The sequence below is a fragment of the Nonomuraea antri genome (assembly GCF_013283785.1).
GTDB lineage: Bacteria > Actinomycetota > Actinomycetes > Streptosporangiales > Streptosporangiaceae > Nonomuraea > Nonomuraea antri.
The window spans coordinates 43,588-64,424 of sequence record NZ_JABCPZ010000034.1 but is presented as its reverse complement, the minus strand read 5'-3'; the positions used below and the strand labels follow the sequence as shown (position 1 = coordinate 64,424).

At 66.6% G+C, this 20,837-nt stretch carries 16 protein-coding genes; 4 read left to right on the top strand and 12 right to left on the bottom strand.

Annotated elements, in window-relative coordinates; genetic code table 11:
• Nucleotides 1–468: 468 nt before the first annotated feature.
• The 10 genes from HII36_RS14255 to HII36_RS57860 all read right to left on the bottom strand — a co-directional run bounded on the left by HII36_RS14255 (nucleotide 469) and on the right by HII36_RS57860 (nucleotide 9,600).
• Nucleotides 469–1,872 (bottom strand): tyrosine-type recombinase/integrase, encoded by a 1,404-nt coding sequence (locus HII36_RS14255; protein ID WP_173523630.1) that lies wholly within the window; start codon nucleotides 1,870–1,872, stop codon nucleotides 469–471.
• Entirely contained in the window at nucleotides 1,872–2,069 is a 198-nt protein-coding gene (locus HII36_RS14250; protein WP_328807709.1) for a helix-turn-helix transcriptional regulator, read from the bottom strand. Before HII36_RS14250 ends, HII36_RS14255 begins: the two co-directional genes overlap by 1 nt.
• A gap of 210 nt (nucleotides 2,070–2,279) precedes the next feature.
• Nucleotides 2,280–3,617, bottom strand: a complete 1,338-nt coding sequence (locus HII36_RS14245) for a YfjI family protein (RefSeq protein WP_173523629.1) — start codon at nucleotides 3,615–3,617, stop codon at nucleotides 2,280–2,282.
• The gene (locus tag HII36_RS14240) at nucleotides 3,614–4,531 is read right to left on the bottom strand and encodes a bifunctional DNA primase/polymerase (protein WP_173523628.1); all 918 of its coding nucleotides are present in this window, start codon (nucleotides 4,529–4,531) and stop codon (nucleotides 3,614–3,616) included. Before HII36_RS14240 ends, HII36_RS14245 begins: the two co-directional genes overlap by 4 nt.
• A 101-nt stretch (nucleotides 4,532–4,632) precedes the next feature.
• On the bottom strand, nucleotides 4,633–4,851 hold the full coding sequence (locus HII36_RS14235; RefSeq protein ID WP_173523627.1) for a hypothetical protein: 219 nt from the start codon (nucleotides 4,849–4,851) through the stop codon (nucleotides 4,633–4,635).
• 143 nt (nucleotides 4,852–4,994) lie between these two features.
• Nucleotides 4,995–7,208, bottom strand: coding sequence for a cell division protein FtsK (locus HII36_RS14230; protein WP_173523626.1), 2,214 nt, complete (start codon nucleotides 7,206–7,208; stop codon nucleotides 4,995–4,997).
• Nucleotides 7,205–8,317 carry a DUF2637 domain-containing protein gene (locus tag HII36_RS14225; RefSeq protein WP_173523625.1) on the bottom strand — a complete coding sequence of 371 codons (1,113 nt, stop codon included), beginning with the start codon at nucleotides 8,315–8,317 and terminating at the stop codon, nucleotides 7,205–7,207. The genes HII36_RS14230 and HII36_RS14225 overlap by 4 nt, the downstream gene beginning before the upstream one ends.
• A 547-nt stretch (nucleotides 8,318–8,864) precedes the next feature.
• Entirely contained in the window at nucleotides 8,865–9,182 is a 318-nt protein-coding gene (locus HII36_RS14220) for a WhiB family transcriptional regulator (RefSeq protein WP_173523624.1), read from the bottom strand.
• Nucleotides 9,179–9,382, bottom strand: a complete 204-nt coding sequence (locus HII36_RS14215; protein WP_173523623.1) for a hypothetical protein — start codon at nucleotides 9,380–9,382, stop codon at nucleotides 9,179–9,181. Before HII36_RS14215 ends, HII36_RS14220 begins: the two co-directional genes overlap by 4 nt.
• Nucleotides 9,383–9,468: 86 nt before the next feature.
• Nucleotides 9,469–9,600: a hypothetical protein gene (locus tag HII36_RS57860; RefSeq protein ID WP_268959514.1), complete on the bottom strand. Its 132-nt coding sequence runs from the start codon at nucleotides 9,598–9,600 to the stop codon at nucleotides 9,469–9,471.
• A 329-nt stretch (nucleotides 9,601–9,929) separates the two neighbouring features.
• Here HII36_RS57860 and HII36_RS14210 point away from each other — a divergent pair, with 329 nt between their 5' ends.
• The 4 genes from HII36_RS14210 (at nucleotide 9,930) to HII36_RS14195 (ending at nucleotide 19,244) form a co-directional block, all read left to right on the top strand.
• Entirely contained in the window at nucleotides 9,930–11,312 is a 1,383-nt protein-coding gene (locus HII36_RS14210; protein WP_173523622.1) for a hypothetical protein, read from the top strand.
• An 838-nt stretch (nucleotides 11,313–12,150) separates the two neighbouring features.
• The gene (locus tag HII36_RS14205) at nucleotides 12,151–12,882 is read left to right on the top strand and encodes a hypothetical protein (protein ID WP_173523621.1); all 732 of its coding nucleotides are present in this window, start codon (nucleotides 12,151–12,153) and stop codon (nucleotides 12,880–12,882) included.
• Nucleotides 12,846–18,500 (top strand): RHS repeat-associated core domain-containing protein, encoded by a 5,655-nt coding sequence (locus HII36_RS57855; protein WP_173523620.1) that lies wholly within the window; start codon nucleotides 12,846–12,848, stop codon nucleotides 18,498–18,500. The genes HII36_RS14205 and HII36_RS57855 overlap by 37 nt, the downstream gene beginning before the upstream one ends.
• 246 nt (nucleotides 18,501–18,746) lie before the next feature.
• On the top strand, nucleotides 18,747–19,244 hold the full coding sequence (locus tag HII36_RS14195) for a hypothetical protein (RefSeq protein ID WP_173523619.1): 498 nt from the start codon (nucleotides 18,747–18,749) through the stop codon (nucleotides 19,242–19,244).
• A gap of 30 nt (nucleotides 19,245–19,274) precedes the next feature.
• Here the strand turns inward: HII36_RS14195 and HII36_RS14190 are convergent, their stop codons facing one another.
• Both HII36_RS14190 and HII36_RS14185 read right to left on the bottom strand, forming a co-directional pair.
• Nucleotides 19,275–20,189 (bottom strand): phosphotransferase enzyme family protein, encoded by a 915-nt coding sequence (locus tag HII36_RS14190; protein WP_173523618.1) that lies wholly within the window; start codon nucleotides 20,187–20,189, stop codon nucleotides 19,275–19,277.
• A gap of 3 nt (nucleotides 20,190–20,192) precedes the next feature.
• Nucleotides 20,193–20,678 carry a GntR family transcriptional regulator gene (locus HII36_RS14185; protein WP_173523617.1) on the bottom strand — a complete coding sequence of 162 codons (486 nt, stop codon included), beginning with the start codon at nucleotides 20,676–20,678 and terminating at the stop codon, nucleotides 20,193–20,195.
• Between the last annotated feature and the right edge of the window lie 159 nt (nucleotides 20,679–20,837).

Below are 20,837 nucleotides of genomic sequence, written 5' to 3'. Positions count from 1 at the left end.
GCCCGCATCCGGGTGATTCCCGGAGACACACCGAGCACGGACACACTTCCGCAGACACTCACCGCTTAACCTGCAGAAACAGGATCACACGGAGATCGATTCATACACCACGTCCGTGGACGTGACCCCACCGCCGCGATGTGCTCCCCGCGCACGCGAGGATGGTCCCACCAGGCCGGCGGTCAGGTTGCCGGGCGGTGCGTGCTCCCCGCGCACGCGGGGATGGTCCCGCAGGTCTCAAGACGGACAAACGGAACACTGACGTGCTCCCGCGCACGCGGAGATGGTCCCCACCCAGCGAACGTGCACGAGCGGTGTGCTGGGCCGCGCTCCCCTCGCACGGGGGATGGTCCCGAGCCATCCGCGGCATGGAGAAGCGGCCCGCAGTGCTCCCCACGCATGCGGGGATTGATGCGGCTGGGAAAGGCGGCCTTGCTGCTGAAAGCCGCCTCTCCCATCTGCATGTGGTCACATCAGCGCCTCTGTGATGCGGCGCTTGGCGGCTTCGTCCTGGCCGACGATGCACTTGGCGTAGACGCGCAAAAGCACCTCGACGCTGTGCCCTGCCCACTCGGCCACCTGCGGAGCAGGAACGCCGGCGTTGAGCCAGGTCGATACGCAAGCGTGCCGCAGGTCGTACGGCCGGGCCGCCAAAGGAGATGCGAACTCCTTCTCCATCAGCACCGCCTTCCGCGCGGCGCGCCAGGCGCGCCGGTACGTGATGAACGGAAGCTCGCCGCCCTGCACTCCGTAGAAAACTCGGCCGTCCGGGCCCTTGCTGAACTCCGCGAGATGCACTCGAAGGATGCGGACCAGCGGCGGCGGGATCGGCACCGCTCTACCATGGCCTGCGGCTCGGTGCTTGAGCGCGCGTTCTTCTCTCGGAGCGCCCGTGTCGGTCCATTCCCGGCCCGAGTAGGGCGCGGCCTTCATCAGATGGAGTTCGCCCCAGGCGTTCGCAGGCTCTTCAATCTCGCCGGACTCTGAGTTCTTGACGAGGGGTGGGAGGGTGATGTTGTCGCGTCGCAGGTTGATCGCTTCCTCAGGGCGCAAAGCGGCGTAGTACATCAGCGCGAAGAACGCGACGAGGCGTTCACCGCTGGGCTGTTGCGCCTTCACCGCGGCCAGCAGCGCCTTGGCCTGGGTGTGGTTGACGACGCTTCGCCGGTCGACCTCGTAGGAGCCGGCCGGAGGCTTCCACTTCAAGGTCTTGAGCGGGTTGGCGGGCAGCAGCTTGAGCTCCACGGCGTAGTCGAGGGCGTTGGACAGCAGCATTCGGTGTTTGCGCACGGTGTTCGGTGCGGCACGCTGGCCGTTGAGCAGGGACGTGGCCGCGTCCAGCAGGTCGCGGACGAGGCCGGGGTCGTCCGTGAGGGCGGAGACCGGCCTGGTGTTGTATGCCAGCCAGCGCAGCAAGTCAGCGGTCTCCTCGGGCGCCTCGTCTCGTTGCTTGCTGTTGCAGGCCCAGCGGTGCATGGCGGTGCGAAGGGCGCGGTCTTCGGGCTTGCCCCGCGTCGTGCTGTACATGGCCGGTGTGGCGGCGGTGAGCGCGCGGGCGATGTCCTGGCGGTACTTCGGCGCGGCGGCCTTCCACTTCATGTCGACGAACTTGCAGACGAGGTCGTACCAGCTCATGTCGGCGCGTTGGGTGCGGCTCCAGGAGACCGGCTCGCCGGTGCTCCGGCTGAAGGCTTCTCCCCTGCGTGCGACGGACTGCAGTTCGCCACGGTAGGTGTCGGCTTGAGCCGCGTTGCGGAACGGCTTGCGCCAGGGCTTGCCCCCGACCTTCCAGCGGACGTAGTAGGTCGTGGTCGTCTTTCCTCGGTAGACCTCGGTCTTGTAGACGCGTACGTCGTAGGTGATGTCGTTCATCAGGCGGCCTCCTCCATCGTCGCGAGCCAGCGGTCGAGGTCGGTGCGGCGGATGCGGAGGTCGCCGTTGGGGAGCTTGAGGCAACGCGGGGCGCGGCCCTTGGCACGCCAGTCGTAGAAGGTCGAGCGAGAGATTTGGAGTTCGGCGCAGAGGTCGGCGAGGGTGAGCATTCCTCGTTGGTTGAGGCCGGTGGCCAATGGGCGTCTCCTTGCGGATCAGGCGGTTGGGTGTCCGACCCCGTGCTTGGTGGCTGTGGGCCGGGTGTTGATCAGGACGAAAGAAGAAGAAAGAACGGGCCGGCGCGTGGTGGAGCCGGGATGGTGGTGATCGGCTTCGTTCGTGGCGGACGAAAGAAGGGCTGTCCTTCGACATGGGCGTTTTCGCTGCTGAGTGTTTGGCGGTGTGGGTCATGAGGGCTTGTTTCTTCTTTGTTCGTCGTGACTGGTGCGGCGGTAGCGGACGGATGGGCGGCCGCCGGTGGGCGTGGTGAAGGTTTCGTACTGGCCGGTGGCGGTCAGGCTCGTGAGCAGCTCGTCCAAGGTCTGCTTGGGCACATTGCGGGAGAACAGGCCACTGATCTCCGAGCGGGTCAGGCCAGTGTCAGCGGCCTGGTCGAGGGCGCGGCGGATGCGGTCGATCTTCGGGTCTCGCATCTGCTTGTCCAGGACGAACACGGCTGAGGCGATCGAGTAGCGAACCAGCGCTGCGGCTGCTCCCAGGTCGGTGGTGGTGATGTGGGTGCGGGCGTCGAGGGCGGCGTACAGGGCGGCGATGCGCAGGCAGTACGGGGCCGAGCGGCGGGTGAACTCAGTCCAGGCGTGGTCTTCGTCGTCTGCGGCGGTGAACTCCTCGTACAGCTCGGCCGACCAGAAGGCGCGGGCGTCCTCGTCGAGGGCGATGCGCTTGATCTGGCGGGCGGCCTTGATGGCGTCGTGCAGCCTGCCGCTGAGACTGGCCAGCAGGTCGGGTGCGACTCCTTCCGGGATGGGCAGGCGCTTGGAGCGCTCGACGTAGACGGGCAGGAAGCGGTTGTAGGAGCCGCCGGCCATGTCCGCCTCGGCAACCCGTAGGCGGAACTCTTTGGGCGTGATGTGGCCGATGATCGCGATGTGCGGGTTCGAGGCCCGGTAGGCGTTGCGGGTGAGCACGGCGAGCGTGCGGCCGTCCCATGCCTGGCGGAGCATCGTGCCGAGCGTGGAGCCCTCGCGCTTGGCGCGGGCCATGACGGTGGAGAACTCCGGCTCGGTGACCGACAGGCGCTTGTCCATGGTGCCGCCGGGGTCATCCGGGCTGTCGGGGTCGCGGATGCGCTCGATCAGCCCTTCGCCCGAGGACAGGCCGGTGACGCAGAGGTCTGCGTAGCCGATGCCGGCGTGGTGCAGGAAGATCTCGGCGGTGTCGGTGGCCTGGCCCTTGCGGCCGGAGCCGGTGCGGCCGAACAGCAAGGGCCAGATCAGGAGCGGGTGACGGGTGTTGCCGATCTGGACGAACGGGCCAGGACCGATGACCGCGCCGCAGGCGGCCAGGGCGGAGATCAGGACGCCGACCGGGTCGGCCTCGGTGGACGGATCGGCGGCCTGCACCAGCTCCCCCGGCAGGCCGTAGAACATCGACGGATCGGCGGCCGGGGGCGGGACCGGCAGGCCGATGGTCAGGTCGCCGGACTGGTCGCGGTGCAGGCGGGTGATGGCGGCATGGGCGTCGAGGTTCTCCAGGATGGTGTTGGCGTCGAGCGGGTTGGTCATGCGATCCCCCGGCGTGGCTGGCGTGCTCCGGCGGTCAGGCCGGAGCGGATGGTGGCTGCCGCCTCTCGGGAGGACAGGCCGATGGCCTGGGCGGCGGTGTGCAGGGCGTCCTCGGTCAGGCGGTGTGGCAGCAGGCCGGCCGCGACGAGCTGGCCGAGGGCGAAGGCGGCGGCGTTGAGTGTGTGGTTGCGGGTGCCTGGCCGGGCGTCGAGGACGTGCTGCAGCTCGTTGCGTAGTGCGGTCGTCGCGTAGCCCTTGGACTGGTTTCCGAGAGCGGCCAGGACGTCGGAGACTCGAACCGGCTGGTGGTCGTGGTCCGAGCGGGTGAGTCGTTCTGCCAGCCAGGACGGCAGCGGCGCTGGATCGGCGGTGTGGATCATTTCGTAGGAGCCCGTGCCGTCCGGGAGGTCGACGAAGCTGCCCGGCCCGACGACGTAGCCGCCGCAGGCCCGGGTGTCGATCAGCCAGCCCAGTCCCTGGCCCTTGACGCCGGAGGTGTTGCCGAGCGTCAGCCCTTCGGGAGCGGTGAAGTACAGGTGGGTGCCTCCACGCCGGGTCCTGACCTGGAAGGTCTCCAGCGGCAGCGGCTGGCCGGCCTGCTCGCACAGCAGGGCCAGGACGTCCGCGCCGTCGTTGACACCCGGCAGGTCCCATGGTGGTGGCGGCTGCTCGCCGTCCTTCGGGGTGTCCAGGTCGATGACGACGAGGCCGGACGGGCCGGTGGCGATGCCGATGTTGCAGGCGGCGCCGGTCCAGAAGCGGCGGATGGTGTCCGGGTCGGTCGTGTGGTGCTCCTTCCATTTCCAGCCCTTGAGCGGCACCTTGTCCCCCGGCGTGAGCGGGAAGACGTGCCAGCCACGGGCGGCGGCAGCCAGCGCATAGGGCAGCGGCTGATGGGGTGGGCGAGATGTCATGCTGGTGGTTGCTCCTTGAGTCGGCCCCGCGGGGCCGTTGATCGGTTGGGGCAAGGGCCCCGGCGTCGTGCTTGGTGGCTGTGCGCCGGGGCCGTTCACGGTCAGCGGCCGTCGTGGTGCAGGTGGCGGACGTAGTTCCAGAGGCGGCGGCCGACGCGCAGGCGCAGGCCGGTCGAGTCGCAGCGGCGGCAGTGACGAGGGCCGCGACGGCGCTTGCCCTGGCATTTGCGGCAGCTTCCGAACGGGCTCAGGTAGCACCGCGAGGCGTAACAGAGCGTGCTGACGAACAGGGCGATAGTGGCGAGCAGGGCAGGGTGCACGATGGCCTCCCGGGCCGGTTTTCTGGCGTGGTCGAGGAGGGCCGCTAGCGCGCTAACGGCCTGGCCAGGGCATATTTTCGGGTGCTAGCGGGGGTGCTAGCGCTAGCAGGGTCGGCTACTAGCGCTAGCAGCCCGGCGATGGGTCAGCCGGAACGCTTCTGGCGGTTACGCTCGGCGATGACCCCGGTGAGGTCGTCGAGCCGGATGCCGCGTCGGGTGACGGGCTTGCCGTCGATGCGGCGTCCGATGTCGCCCACGCGCAGGCCGTGCGGCTTGAGCGCGCTGGTGAGCTGTTCGGACTTCCAGCCGGTGTAGACGTCGGGCCGGAGTTCGGTCAGGCGGGCGCACAGGGCTTCGTTCCAGGCCGCGCTCTCCCCGGCGGGCCAGATCTCGGCGAGGTCGGCCAGGACGTCGAAGACCGGCGCGTCCTCGCGGGCCTGGGTGCCGGGTTCGGGAAGAGTGCCGGCCAGGCCGCGAAGCCGCATGGCGCGAGCGATGACCTTCTCGGCGTCGCGGGTGTCGAGGTAGTACGAGCGGCGGGCGGCAGCCTTGCCGAGGCCGACGAGGATGCCCCATCCGGCGTCGGTCACCGGCTCGAACACCGTCGCGCGGTATCCCTGCTTGTACATCGAGGTACCGAGGATCATGTCGTTGGCGACCTGGTCGGCGACGCTCATGCAGTAGCGGGTGTTGACGTTGCGGGTGATGCCGGTCGGCAGGCTGTCCTTGTCCGGGATCTGGGTGCCCAGGAGCAGGATCACGCCCAGGGCGCGGCCGAGCTTGATGACCTTTTCGCAGATCTCCCCGGCTTCCTTGCCGTACTGCGGGTGCAGGAAGAGCTCCTGGACCTCGTCCACGGCCACGATCAGCGGGTGCAGTCCCGAGCCCTTGAGCGAGGCCAGCTCAGGAGTGACCTTGTTCTCGGGCGCCTTGCCGAGGCCGTGGTAGTGGGCGATGCGCTTGGAGCGGCGTTCGCACTCCTTGTACAGCCAGGCGAACATCGCCGCGCACCGGGCGATCGTCTCGTCATCGAAGCCGTTGCCGTACTCGGTGCAGACGGGTTCCAGGACCTTGAAGTCTCCTACTCCCTTCAGCTCGTAGATGCGCAGCTCGGCGCGCGGGTCGAGGGCGGCGGCCAGGACGGCGAGCCTGAGCCCGAACGTCTTGCCGGAGCCGGGCTGTCCGCCGACGAGCCAGTTGCGGAACACCAGCTCGGCGTCGACGGTCTCCATGCGTGGTGTCGTGGCGAACGGGAACGGCTTGAACACGTCCACCTGGCCGTCTCGCAGCAGCGGCCAGGGCGGCTGCTTCATCTGCGAGGCGGGCTCGTAGCCGACCCACAGGGCGAGACGTCCGGGGTGGCCGGCGGCCGGTTCGGGCCAGACCTGGTCCAGCGGGAGCCGCATGGCCGAGGCGAGGCGGCCTCGGCGTGCCACCACCTCGGCGGCCTCGACGCCGAACGGCAGGTCGATGATGGCCAGGTGGCCGGGGCCGTCCCGGTGGATCTCCTGCGGGAAGCTGATCGCGTTCGGATCCTTGCTGACGGCCTGGGTGATGCCGGAGATGCCGCAGGCCAGCAATGCCCGGCGGACCAGCTCGGCGGTGAGCTTCCGATAGCGCGGGGCTTCGCTCACGCGGTCCGTGATGGGCCTGTCGCTGGGACGGCCGAACCGCGCCAGCACCGGTACGGCGACGAGCAACGTGGCGAGGCACACCCAGTCGGGCAGGTCGGCCACCAGGAAGGCCAGCAACCCGACCAGGGCCAGCACACTGAGCGTGAGCAGGACCGTCCAGCGCCAGCGGGACTGCCGCTGACGTTGCTTGTCCAGCTTGAGCCAGGTCTCGGCGTCGTTGCGATCGGCGGCGTACTGGCGAAGCGCCCAGTTGCCCTCTTCCGCCGTCGCCCAGTGCAGCGCGCGGCCGATGCCCATGAAGAGACCGGGGATCGCGTACCACAGCACCTTGGCGAGGTACTTCGGCGCGCGCACGCAGTGGTAGCCGAGGACGTAGCCCGCGTCGCGGGCCTGCCAGACGACCATGGTTCGGACGGACTGCCAGGTGCGCAGCCAGACCGGGACGATCGGCGCCCTGCGCTGTGCGGTCCGGGTGGCCTGCGGGATGACGTCCTCGTCCGGAGGGTCCACCGGCGGTCCGAGTACGCGATCGGTGACAGCGATCGTCTCGCGGTCGAAGAACTCGTCCTCGTCCTGGACCTCCTCGGCCGGCCGGGCACGACGACGGGAGTCGAGCGGAACGACCTCGGCCGTGCCCTCATCTTCCGCGTCGGGCCACTCGAAGCCCTCCAGCTCGCGTCCGGGGACCGGCCGCCTGCCGGGTTCGTGTGGATCGTGGGTCATGATGAGTACACCTCGTGTGCCTTGACGGTTGCCGGGGTGCGGGGCGCGGCCACTGTTCTTGGCGGAGTGGGGGCCGCGCCCTGCGGTGAGTGGTCGGACCGCTGCTCGTCCGGCAGCGGACCGGCGGTCGAGCCCTGCGGTCCGTCCGCCTGAGGGTCAGCGGTCGGGAGCCGGTCCGGTGGAGCCTCGGTCCGCAGGCGGGCGAGGAGGGTTCCGGCGCGGTCGGTGGAGATCGACCGGCCGGTCTGCCGGATGGCGTCGCGGAGCCGGTCCCGGGTGAGTTGCACGCCCTGGGCCTGGTGATCGGTGGCGATCTGCCAGCCGAGCTGCATCAGGTCGTCCACGTCACCGCGAGCCGCGGGCGGGCGCCGCCGGCCCTTCCGTCCGGTCCTGGTGATGACGGGTTTCGGCAAGGCTGCCCGCTTGGTCTCGGGCACGAGTCGTACGCCTTCAGGTGCGAGTTCGCCGAGCCGGTAGAGGGCACGTTCGCGACGAGTGGCCTTGAACCTCCACAGCCAGCCGTACTGGTCCTGAAGGTCGGTGCGGGCGAGGATGCGGTCACGCTCGCGCCTGAGCGTGTTCGGGTAGGAACGGATCTCCCAGAGCACCATCCGGCGCCACAGTGCGAGCGTGGACGGGAAGGCCAGCAGCCAGCGGGAAAGCCGGATGGAGTCCATGCGGTCAGGCTTGGCGAGGTCGGCCCGCTTGCGAACCGCGTACGCGCCCACCTCCACGGCCACCACCCACAGCAGCGGGAGCATGGCGTGCGCGACCATCCCGAAGAGCGTGCTCTCGCTCGCCACGTTCAGGTACACGGTCGCCCCCGTCAGCGACCACGGGACGAGCCGCAGCACGCGTATCCGCATGCCGAGCCGCGCCAGGACGATGTCCAGCGCCGAGAAGACGGCGATGCCCAGGTCGATGCCGAGCGGCACCATCCAGGCCATCGCCCCGAAGGACGGCGCCGCGGCCCTGGCCACGGTGGCGAAGCTGATGACGAATCCGAACAGTCCCAGGAGGGCCACGGCGGCCGTCGTGACCGAGACGGCGGTGTGCTCCCCCTCGGTCAGCGGGCGCGGCCCGCAGCTCATGGTTTCGGCCGCGGTCATCGGCCCCACCGCCTCCGGCACTGCGGGCAGCCCGGCCGGTTGCACCGGTTCGCCACGTGGCTGGACCAGGCGCGAAGCACCATGTCCGGTGACCCCGCCGCTTGGACCGTGAAGCGTGCGGCCTGACGCAGGCGGTGGCGTTCTTGGGCAATGCGCACGAGCTCGCAGGCGAGCCATCCGGCGCTGAACGTGAACAGGTAGAGCAGGACTGAGATCATGCGGCCCTCCTCGATGGGGCGTGGGTCTCGTGGTCGAGGTCCGCGGCGAACACCGCTCGCCGGCAGGGCGAGCAGTAGAACTGCACGGGTCCTCCGTCGAGCAGTGCCGAGCAACGTGGACAGCGCGTGGTCGGCCAAGGCGAGTGATGCATGGCTCCTCCTTCAGCGGCCGGACTGGGAACGGACGAGGATGCGGCACCGGCGGCAGCCGGACAGGCCGCGAGTGCCGTGGGAGGTGCAGACCTCCACTTGGCGGCTGGTGCCGCAGCGGCGGCAGCGGATGGCGCTGCGCGAGCGATTGCCGCAGTCAGAGCACTGGAAGCGAGCCATCAGGCAGCTCCCCTGCGGCTGGCCCGCCTCCGGACGGCGCGGAGTTCGGCTGCGGTCAGGCCGGCCCAGATGCCCGTCTGCGGGCGTACGGCCAGCGCGTACGTCAGGCAGGCGGTCTGGGCGGGACACGTGGCGCATACGGCCTTGGCCCGGTCCTCGCGGGCCTGCCGCTCGTCCTCCGGTTCCTCCTCGAACAGATCGGGACCGGTGAACAGCTCGGCGTCGCCGGTCTCGCAGGCCGGGTCGGAGTTGAGCACCTCGTCCCGGAGGTCTGACAGTTGCCTGTCGCTCAGGCGAGCGGCGTTCCTCTTGGTCATCGCCGCACCACCGCCAGAGCGGCGAGCGCCTCGGCCACGGCGAGCCGGTGGCATGAGGGGCAGATCGGCGGAGTCGGCGCCTCCTCATCGGAGGCGATTTCTTCCATGCCGCCGCAGACCAGGCAGGTCCACTGCGCGTACAGGACGGTGATGGGCTGGAGATCGGACTCAGGCAGTACGTGGTCAGGCCCGAAGGGCATGATGGAGATACCTCTCTCAAGGGGTGCCGGGGCGTGGATCAGGTTTGGCGACTTTGGGCCACGCCCCGGCTTTTCGTTTTGGCAGGTCAGCCGAGACCGTTGCTGAACGTGGTCAGGGCTTTGGTGATCGTCTGGATGCCATCCACGGCGGCGTTCACCGCCACTGCGGCCTTGTGCGGCTGAGTCACCACGAAGAAGGCCGCGAGGATCATCAGCACCGTGGGAAGGAAGCGTCGAGGTCGAAGAACAGGCATGTCGTGGTGATCCCTTCTGGTCTTGGTCGGGCCTGTTCTTCCTGGTGGCAGGCTTCCAAGTGGAAACTCTGTCCTGTACAGGTATAGAACAGGTCCTGCAAGTCCGTCAAGCTCCTTTCGGGACCCGCCGTGTTCGTGGCACCAGAAAACCGCGCAGGTCAGGGGGTGCGGCAGTGTTCAAAAGGCGGTGCAATTCAGCAAAGGGGGGTGCACGACCGCCGGGCAGGGGTGCAAACTGACAGCGACGAAGTGATCACTGTGGGTTGCAGAGCCCCCGTAGTGCCGGGAGTGCCATGAAGCTCCGAGAGCCGAACCACCAGCTCGCGGCGGTGATGGCACGGGCAGGCACGTCGAACAAGGGGCTGGCGCGCCGGGTGCAGGACATGGCCGCACGTCACGGCGTGGACATCCGTTGCGATCACGTGTCGGTGAAACGCTGGCTGGACGGTATGCACCCCCGCGGCATGACCCCACACTTCATCGCCGAGGCTCTGAGCCGCCTCGGAGAACGGGTCAGCGTGCGCGACATCGGCATGATGTACGCCGAAGCCACGCCCTTCGTCGCCCGGTCCTCGCAGCGCGCCGAGAGCTGCGCTGCCGGTGTTTCGGTTCTGATCTCGGGAGACCTGTCGGCCAACCCTCGGGTGGTCGACAGCGAGGTGTCCTCGAACGCCTGGAACGACTCCATGGTCACGTGGCTGGTGGCCCCTGGCGCCTCGGCCCGGTCACGTTCCGCCGGACAGCTGATCACTGCGGGCAGCGTCGAAGCCGTGCGCGAGACGACCGCTCTGTTCGCCAAGCTCGACTACCGGTTCGGCGGCGGTCACGCCCGCTCCACGGTCGTCCAGTACATCGCCATGGAGATCGAACCGCTGCTCAAGCACGTCCGCGCGGACACGGCGCTCGGCCGGCAGTTTCTCTCGGAGACGGCGGCCATGCTGCGACTGGCCGCGTGGATGGCGTACGACACGGGGCTCCACGGCCTGGCCCAGCAGTACATGACCAAAGCCCTCGCGCTGGCCCGCGAAGCCGGCGACCGGATGCTCGGCGGCCGCATCCTGGCCGGCATGAGCCACCAGGCCAACTACCTGGGCCATTACGGCATGTCCGCCAACCTGGCGAGGTCGGCCCGCATGGGCGCCGAGGGCGCGGCCACGCCCACCGCCATGGCGCTGTTCAACGCGATGGAGGCCCGCGCACTGGCGTCACAGGGCGACGAGGCCGGCTGCAGCCGCGCACTGGGCGAGGCCGAACGGTGGTTCGAGCGACGCAGGCCCGAGGACGATCCGGTGTGGCTCAGGTACTTCGACGAGGCCGAGCTGGCGGCCGAGTTCGCACACTGTTTTCACGACCTCGGCTACCACCGCCGTGCCCGCGACTGCGTGATGGAAAGCGTTCAACTTGCCGACAGTCTCTACGTCCGAAGCTTGTCTTTCGTACGCACCATTCTTGCCACGAGCCACGTCGCCAGCGGCGAGCTCGAACATGGACTTGCCGTAGCGCGCGAGGTAGTGACCACCGTGGCCGACCTGCGATCGGCTCGGACTCGACGCTATGTACGGGACTTCGTCAAGCAACTCGCTCGCTTCAGGAACGATCAAAGGGTGCACGAGTTTCAAACATTCGCCGAGACGAGGCTGGCCCGAGCCCGCTCAGAGGCGGAAGCAGCAAAGTAATGCGAGTAGTCGGACACGACAACGGATTCAGCGGCCGAAATATTCGCAACTATAACTGCAACATTCATTTCACAGGAGCCGGTACCCAAAACAGGAGCCACCAGGTCCCGACTGCAGAGGCCAGCCATGCCCTCTCCGAGCCACCGATTGCTTCCGACCTGCCAGGGTTGATTGTGCTGCGGTCCGTCACACTTGGTTCCGATAGCCTCACGAAAAAAGAGAAAGATCACAGCACGAACCATCCATCTCGAAGTTAGACATGTGATGCAGATCACACTCCCCTTGCCGGTGTCATTAAACGGAGCCTTGACATCCGACTTGACCAGGCCAGACTGGCAAGGACTTCAACAGTTCCTGACTGGGCGTGTTGGGTAAGCGACGCTCCCATCGTTGACCGGTCGTCGTTCCTCGATCATAAACAGAGCGATCGTCCTTATGCCTGCCTAGGCGCCTGGAGGCCCTCTTGCCCGGGGCCTGCGTCAGCGTGCCACAAAGGAGTTCAGGATGCGCGCTCGTCTACGGATGCGGTTGGTGGTTTTCGTCGTCGGGCTGGCGGCAATGGTACTGATCGCCAGCGTCGGAGTTTCGGATCAACTGATCACCATGGCCGCGGCGGCTGCGCCTGATCCCGAACAGTCGGTGGATGCCCAGCCGGTGCCAGCGAAACGAGCGGCCAAGGGCGCGGAGGAGACAACGCCGAAGCTGACGCGGGCCAAGCCGGTATGGCCACGGCCGGGCAAAGCTGAAGTGAACGTGCCCGAATCTGGCGAACTGGCTGCGGCAGGGGGGGTTGCCGGTGCAGGTGGGCCGAGCTCAGGGTGCCGGGCTGGACAAGGTCATGGTGGAGACTCTCTCCCCGGAGGCCACTGCGAAGCTGGGCGGAGTGGGGATGGTGGCCCGGCTAGTGCGGGCCGATGGCGGGACTACACCGGGCAAGGTGCGAGCTGCGTTCTCCTATGCCGACTTCCGTGATGCCTACGGCGGCCAGTTCTCGGGTCGGCTGCAGGTGCTGAGGCTGCCCGCGTGCGTGGTGCAGCAGCCGCGTCCACGCGGCTGTGTAGTGCGGCCATCGGTGGTGCCGACGGTCAACGATCGCAAGGCTGGGACATTGATCGCGGAGGTGGAGGTGTCCCCCGCCAACGCCTCCATGACAGCGGTCAAGGCACCGACGCTAGGCAAGGACCGTAAGACGGATGCGATCAAGGCATCTGAGGCGGTGCTGGCAGCGCAGTTGGCGGCAGGCTCGGTGTATCTGCTGGCGGGTGATCTGACCGGGCCGGACGGCAACTGGGGCGCGACCGATCTCAAGCCGTCGGGGACGTGGCAGGCGGGTACATCGGGTGGTGGGTTCGACTATGACGTTCCGTTGCCAGAGCCGCCGTCGCCAGCTGGTAGCGGTCCGAGCTTGTCGCTTCAATACAGTGCCTCGTCGGTGGACGGTCAGGGATCGTGGACCAACAACCAGTCCGGTGTGGTGGGAGCAGGCTGGGATCTGAGCGCGGGGTTCATGAGCGGCGTTTCCGCCGCTGTGACGTGTGGACCTACTACGACGACAACACAGCCGAGCTGATTTGGATCGCCGATGAGAGCAAGGTCGGGCGCGCGTTGTGCTGGGAGTCGCCGGACGAGACCGCCGTCGGCGCCGACCGAACGCAGTCGGAGTTGGTGCTGAACGCAGGCGGGCGGTCGGCGCAGATCGTGAAGACCACTGCGGGGGCCTGGAGGACGGTACCGGACTTCGGCTGGAAGATCGAGCAGGTGGCCGGGGGCGCGGACGGAAACGCGTATTGGAGGATCACCGATCGGGAGGGGCAGATCTGGCGATTCGGCGCCACTAAGGACGCCCAGTGGCAGGTCCCTTATGTTGGCGACGAGAACGGCGAGCCGTGCTTTGACCGGTATTGGAACAACGCCATCCCGCCCACCTGCACGGGGGTGTGGCGGTGGAACCTGGACCAAGAGGTCGACCGCAACGAGAACGTGATCGATTACTCCTACAACCGGGAGACCAACTACTTCTGCCTGCCCTCCTGCGTCGATGAGGTCTACCAGGTACTTCCCTATGATCGGGGCGGCTTCCTGGCTTCAGTCTCATGGGGACACAACACGCAGGTGACCGGTAGCACGCCGACGGCGCGCACCCTGTTCACCACCCTCGCCCGGGACGGCGATGACGTGCCGACCGACCTGCACTGCGCGCAGCCGACCGGATGCGTCAATGACGCGATCGCGTTCTACTCCACCCGCAAGCTCACCACCATCCGCACCGAATCCCGCAACCCGAGTTCAGCGGCTTGGGATCCGGTGGACCGGCTGGACTTAACCCACACCTGGGTCTATCAGCGGACCGACCAGGGCCTGCCCTGGGACGCGGCGATGTGGCTGGACACCGTGCAACAGACCGGGCAAGCCGCCAGCCCGAACGTAGTGTTGCCGCCGCTGGACTTCGACGCGGTAATGCTGGCCGGGCGGATGGACTACATCAACAACTCCGACTGGCCCGATCAGCTGTCGTGGCGGATGGTGCCGCGAATCGCCGCGATCAAGAACGGCATGGGCGGCCGGATCGAGGTCACCTACGGCCAAGCCGACCCTTGCGGGGGCGGCAAGGGTCGCGACGGTTCCAACTACCACAGCGACCAGAGCGGTGATTGCTACCAGGTCGATATGGGCAGCGACCCCGAAGGCGGCTATGAGGCCTGGGCCCGCTATTACAAGCAACTGGCGACCAAGGTAATAGAGCGGGACATGGTTGCCGGCTCGCCGGACGTGGTGCACAGCTACGAGTTCCTGGGCAGCCCACGTTGGGCCAACCCGACACAGACCGCCGAGCCTGGCCTGGCACCCTCAGGCTCGGACTGGCGCGGTTACGGCCAGGTCCGCACCGTGAAGGGCTCAGGCAGCGACCCAACTGGCTACACCGTCACCACGCAAACGTTCCTGCGCGGCAGCGGGCTGCAGGTCATGGACTTCGACGGCACCGCGATCAGCGACGCGCCGCTGCTGCAAGGCGAGGTGCTGCAGGAGCAGACCTGGCAGATGACCTCCCTCAGCCCGCGCGCCTATACCGAGGTCGACTCCACCCGCTGGGAGTACACGCTCCAATCCACCGGCACCGGCCCCGGCGGGCAGAATCCGGCCTACGTCCTGCAGACCCGAGAGCGCTCCCGGCAGAAGGTCACCGGTGGCACCTGGCGTTACACCGACGAACGCACTGCCTACAACGCCGACGGGCTACCTATCAAGGTCAACGACTACGGCGAGGATGGCGTCACTACCGACAACTCCTGCACCACCACCACATACGCCCGCAACACCGACCCCGGCCAATGGCTCGTCGCCTTCCCCTCAGTGGTGGAAAGGCGCTCCGGCGACAACTGCACCACTGGCACCCTGGTCGGCAAGGCCGTCACCCTGTACGACGGGGGCTCCGACCCAGCCACCAACAAGCCCAGCGACGGCAACCCCACCGAGATCCGCTCCTACGCCGACGCCTCCACCATCTCCACCACCAAGGCGACCTTCGACGACTACGGCCGGACACGGACTGCGACCGACCCGCTGAACAAGACCACCACGACCACCTACATCCCGGCCGTTGGCTGGCCCAAGGACGGCATCACCGTCACCAACCCACTTCAGCACATTGTCACCACCCGGCTTTCGCACACGCTGGGCGAACCGGCCTCGGTTACCGACGCCAACGGCAAGATCACCGAGGCCGACTACGACGGGCTGGGCCGCACCACCGCGTTGTGGAGGCCGGGCCAGCCGCGCAGCGGCGGCACTCCCAGCGCCACAGTCGCCTACGACATTCCGTTCGACAACTCGCTCGGCCAGCCCACCGCGCCAATCAAAACCACGATCAAGCAGTTGCTGACCGGCACCGGCACTGCGGCCAAATGGACCACAACTCACAGCTACGACGACGGCCTCGGCCGCGCTCGCGAGTCCCAGACTGCTTCCCCGGGAGGTGGCCGGATCGTCCTGGCCACCACCTACAACCCGCGCGGCCTCGCCGAAGCGGTCTCCGAACCGGTCTACAACAGCCAGGCTCCGGGCAGCGGACTCCTCAATCCGACGCTGACCAGTTTGCCGCAGTGGACCAAGACCCTCTACGACGGGTTGGAACGGCCCACAGCCGCCATCGCCTACCACGAAGGCACCGAACTGCGCCGCACCACCACTGCCTACCCCGGCGTTGAGCGCACCGAGGCCACTCCGCCCGTCGGCGGCAAGACCGCCACCGTCACTGACGTCTTCGACCGGGTCGTCAAGGTCGAGGAATGGTCTGACGCCAGCAACCACGCCGACAGCAGCTACGGCTACGACCTCAACGACAACCTCACCCGTATGACGGACGCCAACGGCAACGTACGCACCTACACCTACGACTGGCTGGACCGGCGCACCGCCTCCTCCGACCCGGACGCCGGCACCTCTAGCCACGGCTACGACTCGGCTGGCCGCCAAATCTGGAGCATCGATGGCAACGGCCAGAAGATCTCCACGACCTACGACGATCTCGGCCGCCGTACCAGCCAATGGGCCGGCGAACCCAATACCGGCACCAAGCTCGCCGACTGGACCTACGACACCATCGCCAAGGGCCATCCCGGCGCCGCCATCCGCTACACCGGTGGCCAGCCCTACACCCGAACGGTCACCGGTTACGACAGCGACTACCGGCCCACCACCACCAAGGTCACCATCCCGGCTGCTGAAGGCGCTCTGGCCAGCGAATACACCTTCACCTCCGTCTATGACGCCGCGGGGAACCTTCGCCAACAAGGCCTGCCCGCAGCCGGTGGCCTGGCTGCCGAAACGCTCACCCATAGCTACACCGACCTCGGCTTCGCCAAGAGTCTGACCAGCGACCTCGGCGGCTCCATCTACGTCAAGGACACCGCCTTCACGGCCACGGGCAAGCTGGAAAGCCGTCTGCTGGGCGGCAACGGCCAGCTCAAGCGCACCCTGGAGCGCAACTCCACCACCGACTGGCTGTCCCGGGTCACCACCCAGACCAAGGCGGACACGCCCAGCCCCGACACCGTCCAAGACGACCGCTACAGCTACAACATCGCCGGCAACATCGCCCGCGTCCTAGACGCGGCCTCAGCCGTCCCCGGCAGCAACGACGGCCAGTCCGAATGCTTCACCTACGACGGCCTGCTCCGCCTCAAGACCGCCTACACCACCACCGCCAGCTCGTGCACCGGAACCGGCGACGCCCACGGCGCCGACCCCTACAGCCAGGCCTACGCCTACGACAAGGTCGGCAACCTCACCAGTCTGACCGACAACGGCCAGACCGCCACCTACACCTATCCCGCCCCCGGTCCGACCGCGGTCCGTCCCAATGCCGTCACCACCATCACTCGCCCCACCGGCACAGACACCTATGCCTACGACAACGCCGGCCAACTTGCCGCCCGCACCGTCGCCGACAAACAAGCCACCTTCGGCTGGAACCCGCTCGGCCAACTCGACCGAGCCACCATCGACAGCCAGCAAACCAGCATGGTGTATGACGCGGAGGGCGAACGGCTCCTCCGCCGTGATCCTGACGGCAGCACAATCCTCTACCTCGGCCTTATGGAACTACGCCTGTCCGCCGGACAGGTCTCCGCCAAGCGCTACTACACCGCTAGCGACGGCTCCCTGATCGCTCTGCGTGAGACCAGCGGCGTCACCTGGCTGCTCGCCGGTATGCACGGCAGCGCCCAACTGGCGATCAACGACGCCACTGGCACCGTCAGCCGTGAACGCTATCTGCCCTTCGGTCAGCGCCGCGGCGGCGACGACCTGCCCTTCACCGACCGTGGTTTCCTCGGCAAGACCGAAGACGCCTCCACTGGCCTGACCTACCTCGGTGCCCGCTACTACGACCCGGCCATCGCCCGGTTCATCTCCGTCGACCCCGAACTCGACCTGCGCACCCCCGAATGGGCCAACCCCTATTCCTACGCTGCCAACAACCCGATCGACATGTCCGACCCCGACGGCCGCCGCGTCGACACCGGCAGCCGGAAATCTGACGCGAGGTTCGCCGAAACCCACCACACCAGCGGCAAGAAGAAGACCGCCCGCGAACGCAACATTTACAAGAAGCGCCATAAGGAGTACGACGATCTTAAGCGGAAACGCGAAACCGAGCGCAAACGAGACGAACTCATCCGCAAGATCCTCGGCGGAAGGGACTGGAACAAAAACCCAGGGGTTAGAAAGGAAAACACTGAAGCGCTCCGCTGGCTGGGCGAGGTGGAGCAGGGCGGGATATCCGACAATGGATTCGGAACTCTCCCGGTGTTCCACACATCTATCTCCAAATATCGGGCCTTGTCCAAGCAAAAGCTGGACAGCCTGGCAGGTGAATTGAAGGCGCTCGGGAAATGCAACAGCTTCGTTCCCGGCACTCAAATCCTCATGGCTGACGGGACCAGCAAGGCGATCGAGACCGTCAAAGTCGGAGATAAGGTTCTCGCGACAGACCCAGCGAACGGTAAGTCGGCTGCGAAACGCGTCGAGGCGCTGATTCGCGGCGAGGGCGCCAAGAACCTGGTCGAGGTGACCGTCACCACGGACAGCACAAGCGACAGCAAGGTCCGCGTGGTCATCTCCACAGAGGCTCACCCCTTCTGGGCGAGCGATCTCCGTAAGTGGATCCGCGCCGGGGACCTCGAGAGAGGCATGTGGCTACGCACTTCCGCGGGAACCCATGTTCAAATTTCGGCCATCAAGCGGTGGACTGCTGTCAAACGGGTCCACAACATAACAGTCGAGCACCTGCAAACGTACTATGTTCTGGCAGACGCTACGCCGGTTCTGGTCCACAACAGTGGGCCTTGCTCGAAAACTCTTGGTGAGAACCTTGAAAAGGCAGGACATAGAGGCGGACCAGGGGAAGCCGCTCACCATATCGTAGCGGGAAAGGACCTCAGAGCGGCTCCAGCGAGAAAGGCGCTGGACAAATTCGGTATCGATATCAATGACGCAGTAAATGGCGTCTGGCTCCCTGGTGGATCAAAGAAGCCAAATCCCGGAGGATCCATTCCTCACTCCAGGGTTCACACGAACACCTACTATGACTCCGTCAACGACGCGCTGAGCATGGCCAGATCACGAAGTGAGGCAATCGAAATACTGGCACAATTGAGGCGAGAGCTACGAGACGGACTCCTGGGCTAGAACCCCAGAAAGCACTCTCGAGCCCCCGCGACTTCCACCAATTCCTAGAATGCCAATGACAGCAAATCGTTTCACGGATCGCCGGCAGGGCGGGATCCATCACATCCTGCCACAGGATGCAGAGGTATGACTGCTCTGCTATGATCTGAACGGGGTTCGTGTTGTTGCGATTATATTTCCCTCATCGAAGGACTGCGAACTCTCCCCTCCATCGGATAATACACAGGAAAGGGGAGTACCAGCTCAATGAACGAATCCGAATGGGAAGAGTGGTGCGCCGCACTCCCTCGCGAGGAGCGGGAAGTTGCTCATGCAATGCTGATAAAGGTCGCCGATTTGGGTTCTACGGAAGACCTACGGGGAGTTATCTGGAGCGAATTGGATCAAGGCGCTCCGGAGCTTGCACGATTTCTCCTGCTCAGGAGAATCTGGCTGACTTTGATTAGATCGTGGTCGGAAAATGATAACCTACGCGGATTGCGAGCAATTGAGCGCTTGGTGGACCAGGGCGTAGACTTGAACGATCTGAAGAGCCTCGCTCAAGAGATTTCCTACGAAACTGTGTTCGGTCTACTTTACCTGCTGGATCTCGGCCATGATGATACGATGAGCGGTATGCCGGGATGGAGGCTTCTAGAGGTAGACAGTGATAGGAATTCTGTCGGCCGATCAATGGGCGGATTGCATGAGAGTCTCCTCGGCGCCGATCCGACCGGAAATGAAGGAATGGACTTCTTGGACTAGCTTCGATCTTCGTGATCCTGGCGTAGCCAGTCAGAAGGGCCGCCAAGCGCGCGGCAGGACATCATGTCGCAGTGAGGCCATACGGCGGTCGAACTCAACGCGGATATCAGATCCGTGGTTTACGTTCTGCATGAGCCATGTCGTCATGGCAGTCTCCCGGATGCGGCGCAATGTGTGAAACCCAGGCCACCGGGCGATGTCGAAGCCGTAGGCGTCCACAGCCTGTGCGTACGCCTCGTCCTCGATCCAGCGGAAGCCCTGGTACGGAATCCCGACCGCGGTACTGATGTCCCACTCGCGTGGGCCGAAGGCGAACCTTTCGAAGTCGATGAGGATGACGTTCCCGTCCGTCCGTCGCATCAGATTGCCCTTGTGGGCATCACCGTGGATGTGGCCGGCGGGAAGCGCGAACTCCAGCGCGTTGTACTCCGCGTAAAGCTCCTTGATCCGCCGCCGGAGGAACTCGATGTCCTTGTCCGGCACGCTCGGCGCGCAGTCCAGGCGGTCCTCCACCCGGCCCAGCGGGTCGAACAGCGGAAGGACCAGATCCACCGGCTTGGGCAGCGCGTGCAGCTCTCGCAGCATCACCGCGAGGTCCTTGAAGCCCGGGGCTGGATCGGCGCTCTCCACGAGCTGCCAGAACGTCACCACCCGGCCCTCGTGGACGAGCGCCTGGGGGCAGTCCGGGAAGAGCCGCACGCCAGGGAAGCCCGCCTCTTCCAGCCAGGCCGCGATCGCCACCTCCTTGCGGACGTCGGCGAGAAGATCCACGCTGCGAGCGATCCTCACCACCACCGGCGCGGACGTGAGGCGGAACAGCTTGTTCTCACCCACACGCAGAGGGACCGCGTCCCGGCTGTCCAGCCCGACCTCGGCGCATGCCGCGACGAGCGCCGTGTGGGCATCTTGCAGGGAGAAGCCTCGCGCGGTGTGGGTCTCCGTCATGGACTAGCCCTCGCTGTTCGTATCCGAAGGTGGTGATTGGGCGGCCACGAAGCGGCCTTTGCTGGGGACGACGACGATCAGGCCCTCTTGCTGAAGCAGTTCCAGGGCCTTGCGTACCGTGATGCGTGCCGTGCCGAACCTTGCGGCGAGGACAGGTTCACCAGGCAGTCGGACGTCGGGTGGAAACTCGCCGGCCTTGATGGCGGTGCGGAGCTGGTTCGCCACGTCTTCGTAGCGGGTACTCGCCGGCGTGTCCGCCGTGGGCTGGCCTTGCACCCGGCGGCCCCGGCCCATCTGGCTGACGACCAGGCCCTCGCGCTCCAGCTCGGCGAGCGCCTGCCGTACGGTCCCGCGGGCCACGCCGAACTCGGCCGTCAGAGCAGACTCGGACGGCATCATCGATCCAGGCGGGTACTCCCCCGCCTCGATCCGGCTGCGCAGATCGCCGGCCAGCGTGACGTACGTGGGCTGAGCTTTGCCTTGAGTCATGGGGCTCCCTTGCCGAGCAACATCAGACCAAGGCTAGGACGACGCGGTCATGAGCAGGGTCCGCTTGGGTCCGGGCGCCTGCCTGACCGATGGCTTCAGTGGTCAGGCAGGCGACCTAAGCCGACGTCGCCCGTGAGGATCGATTCCCATATGTCCTCT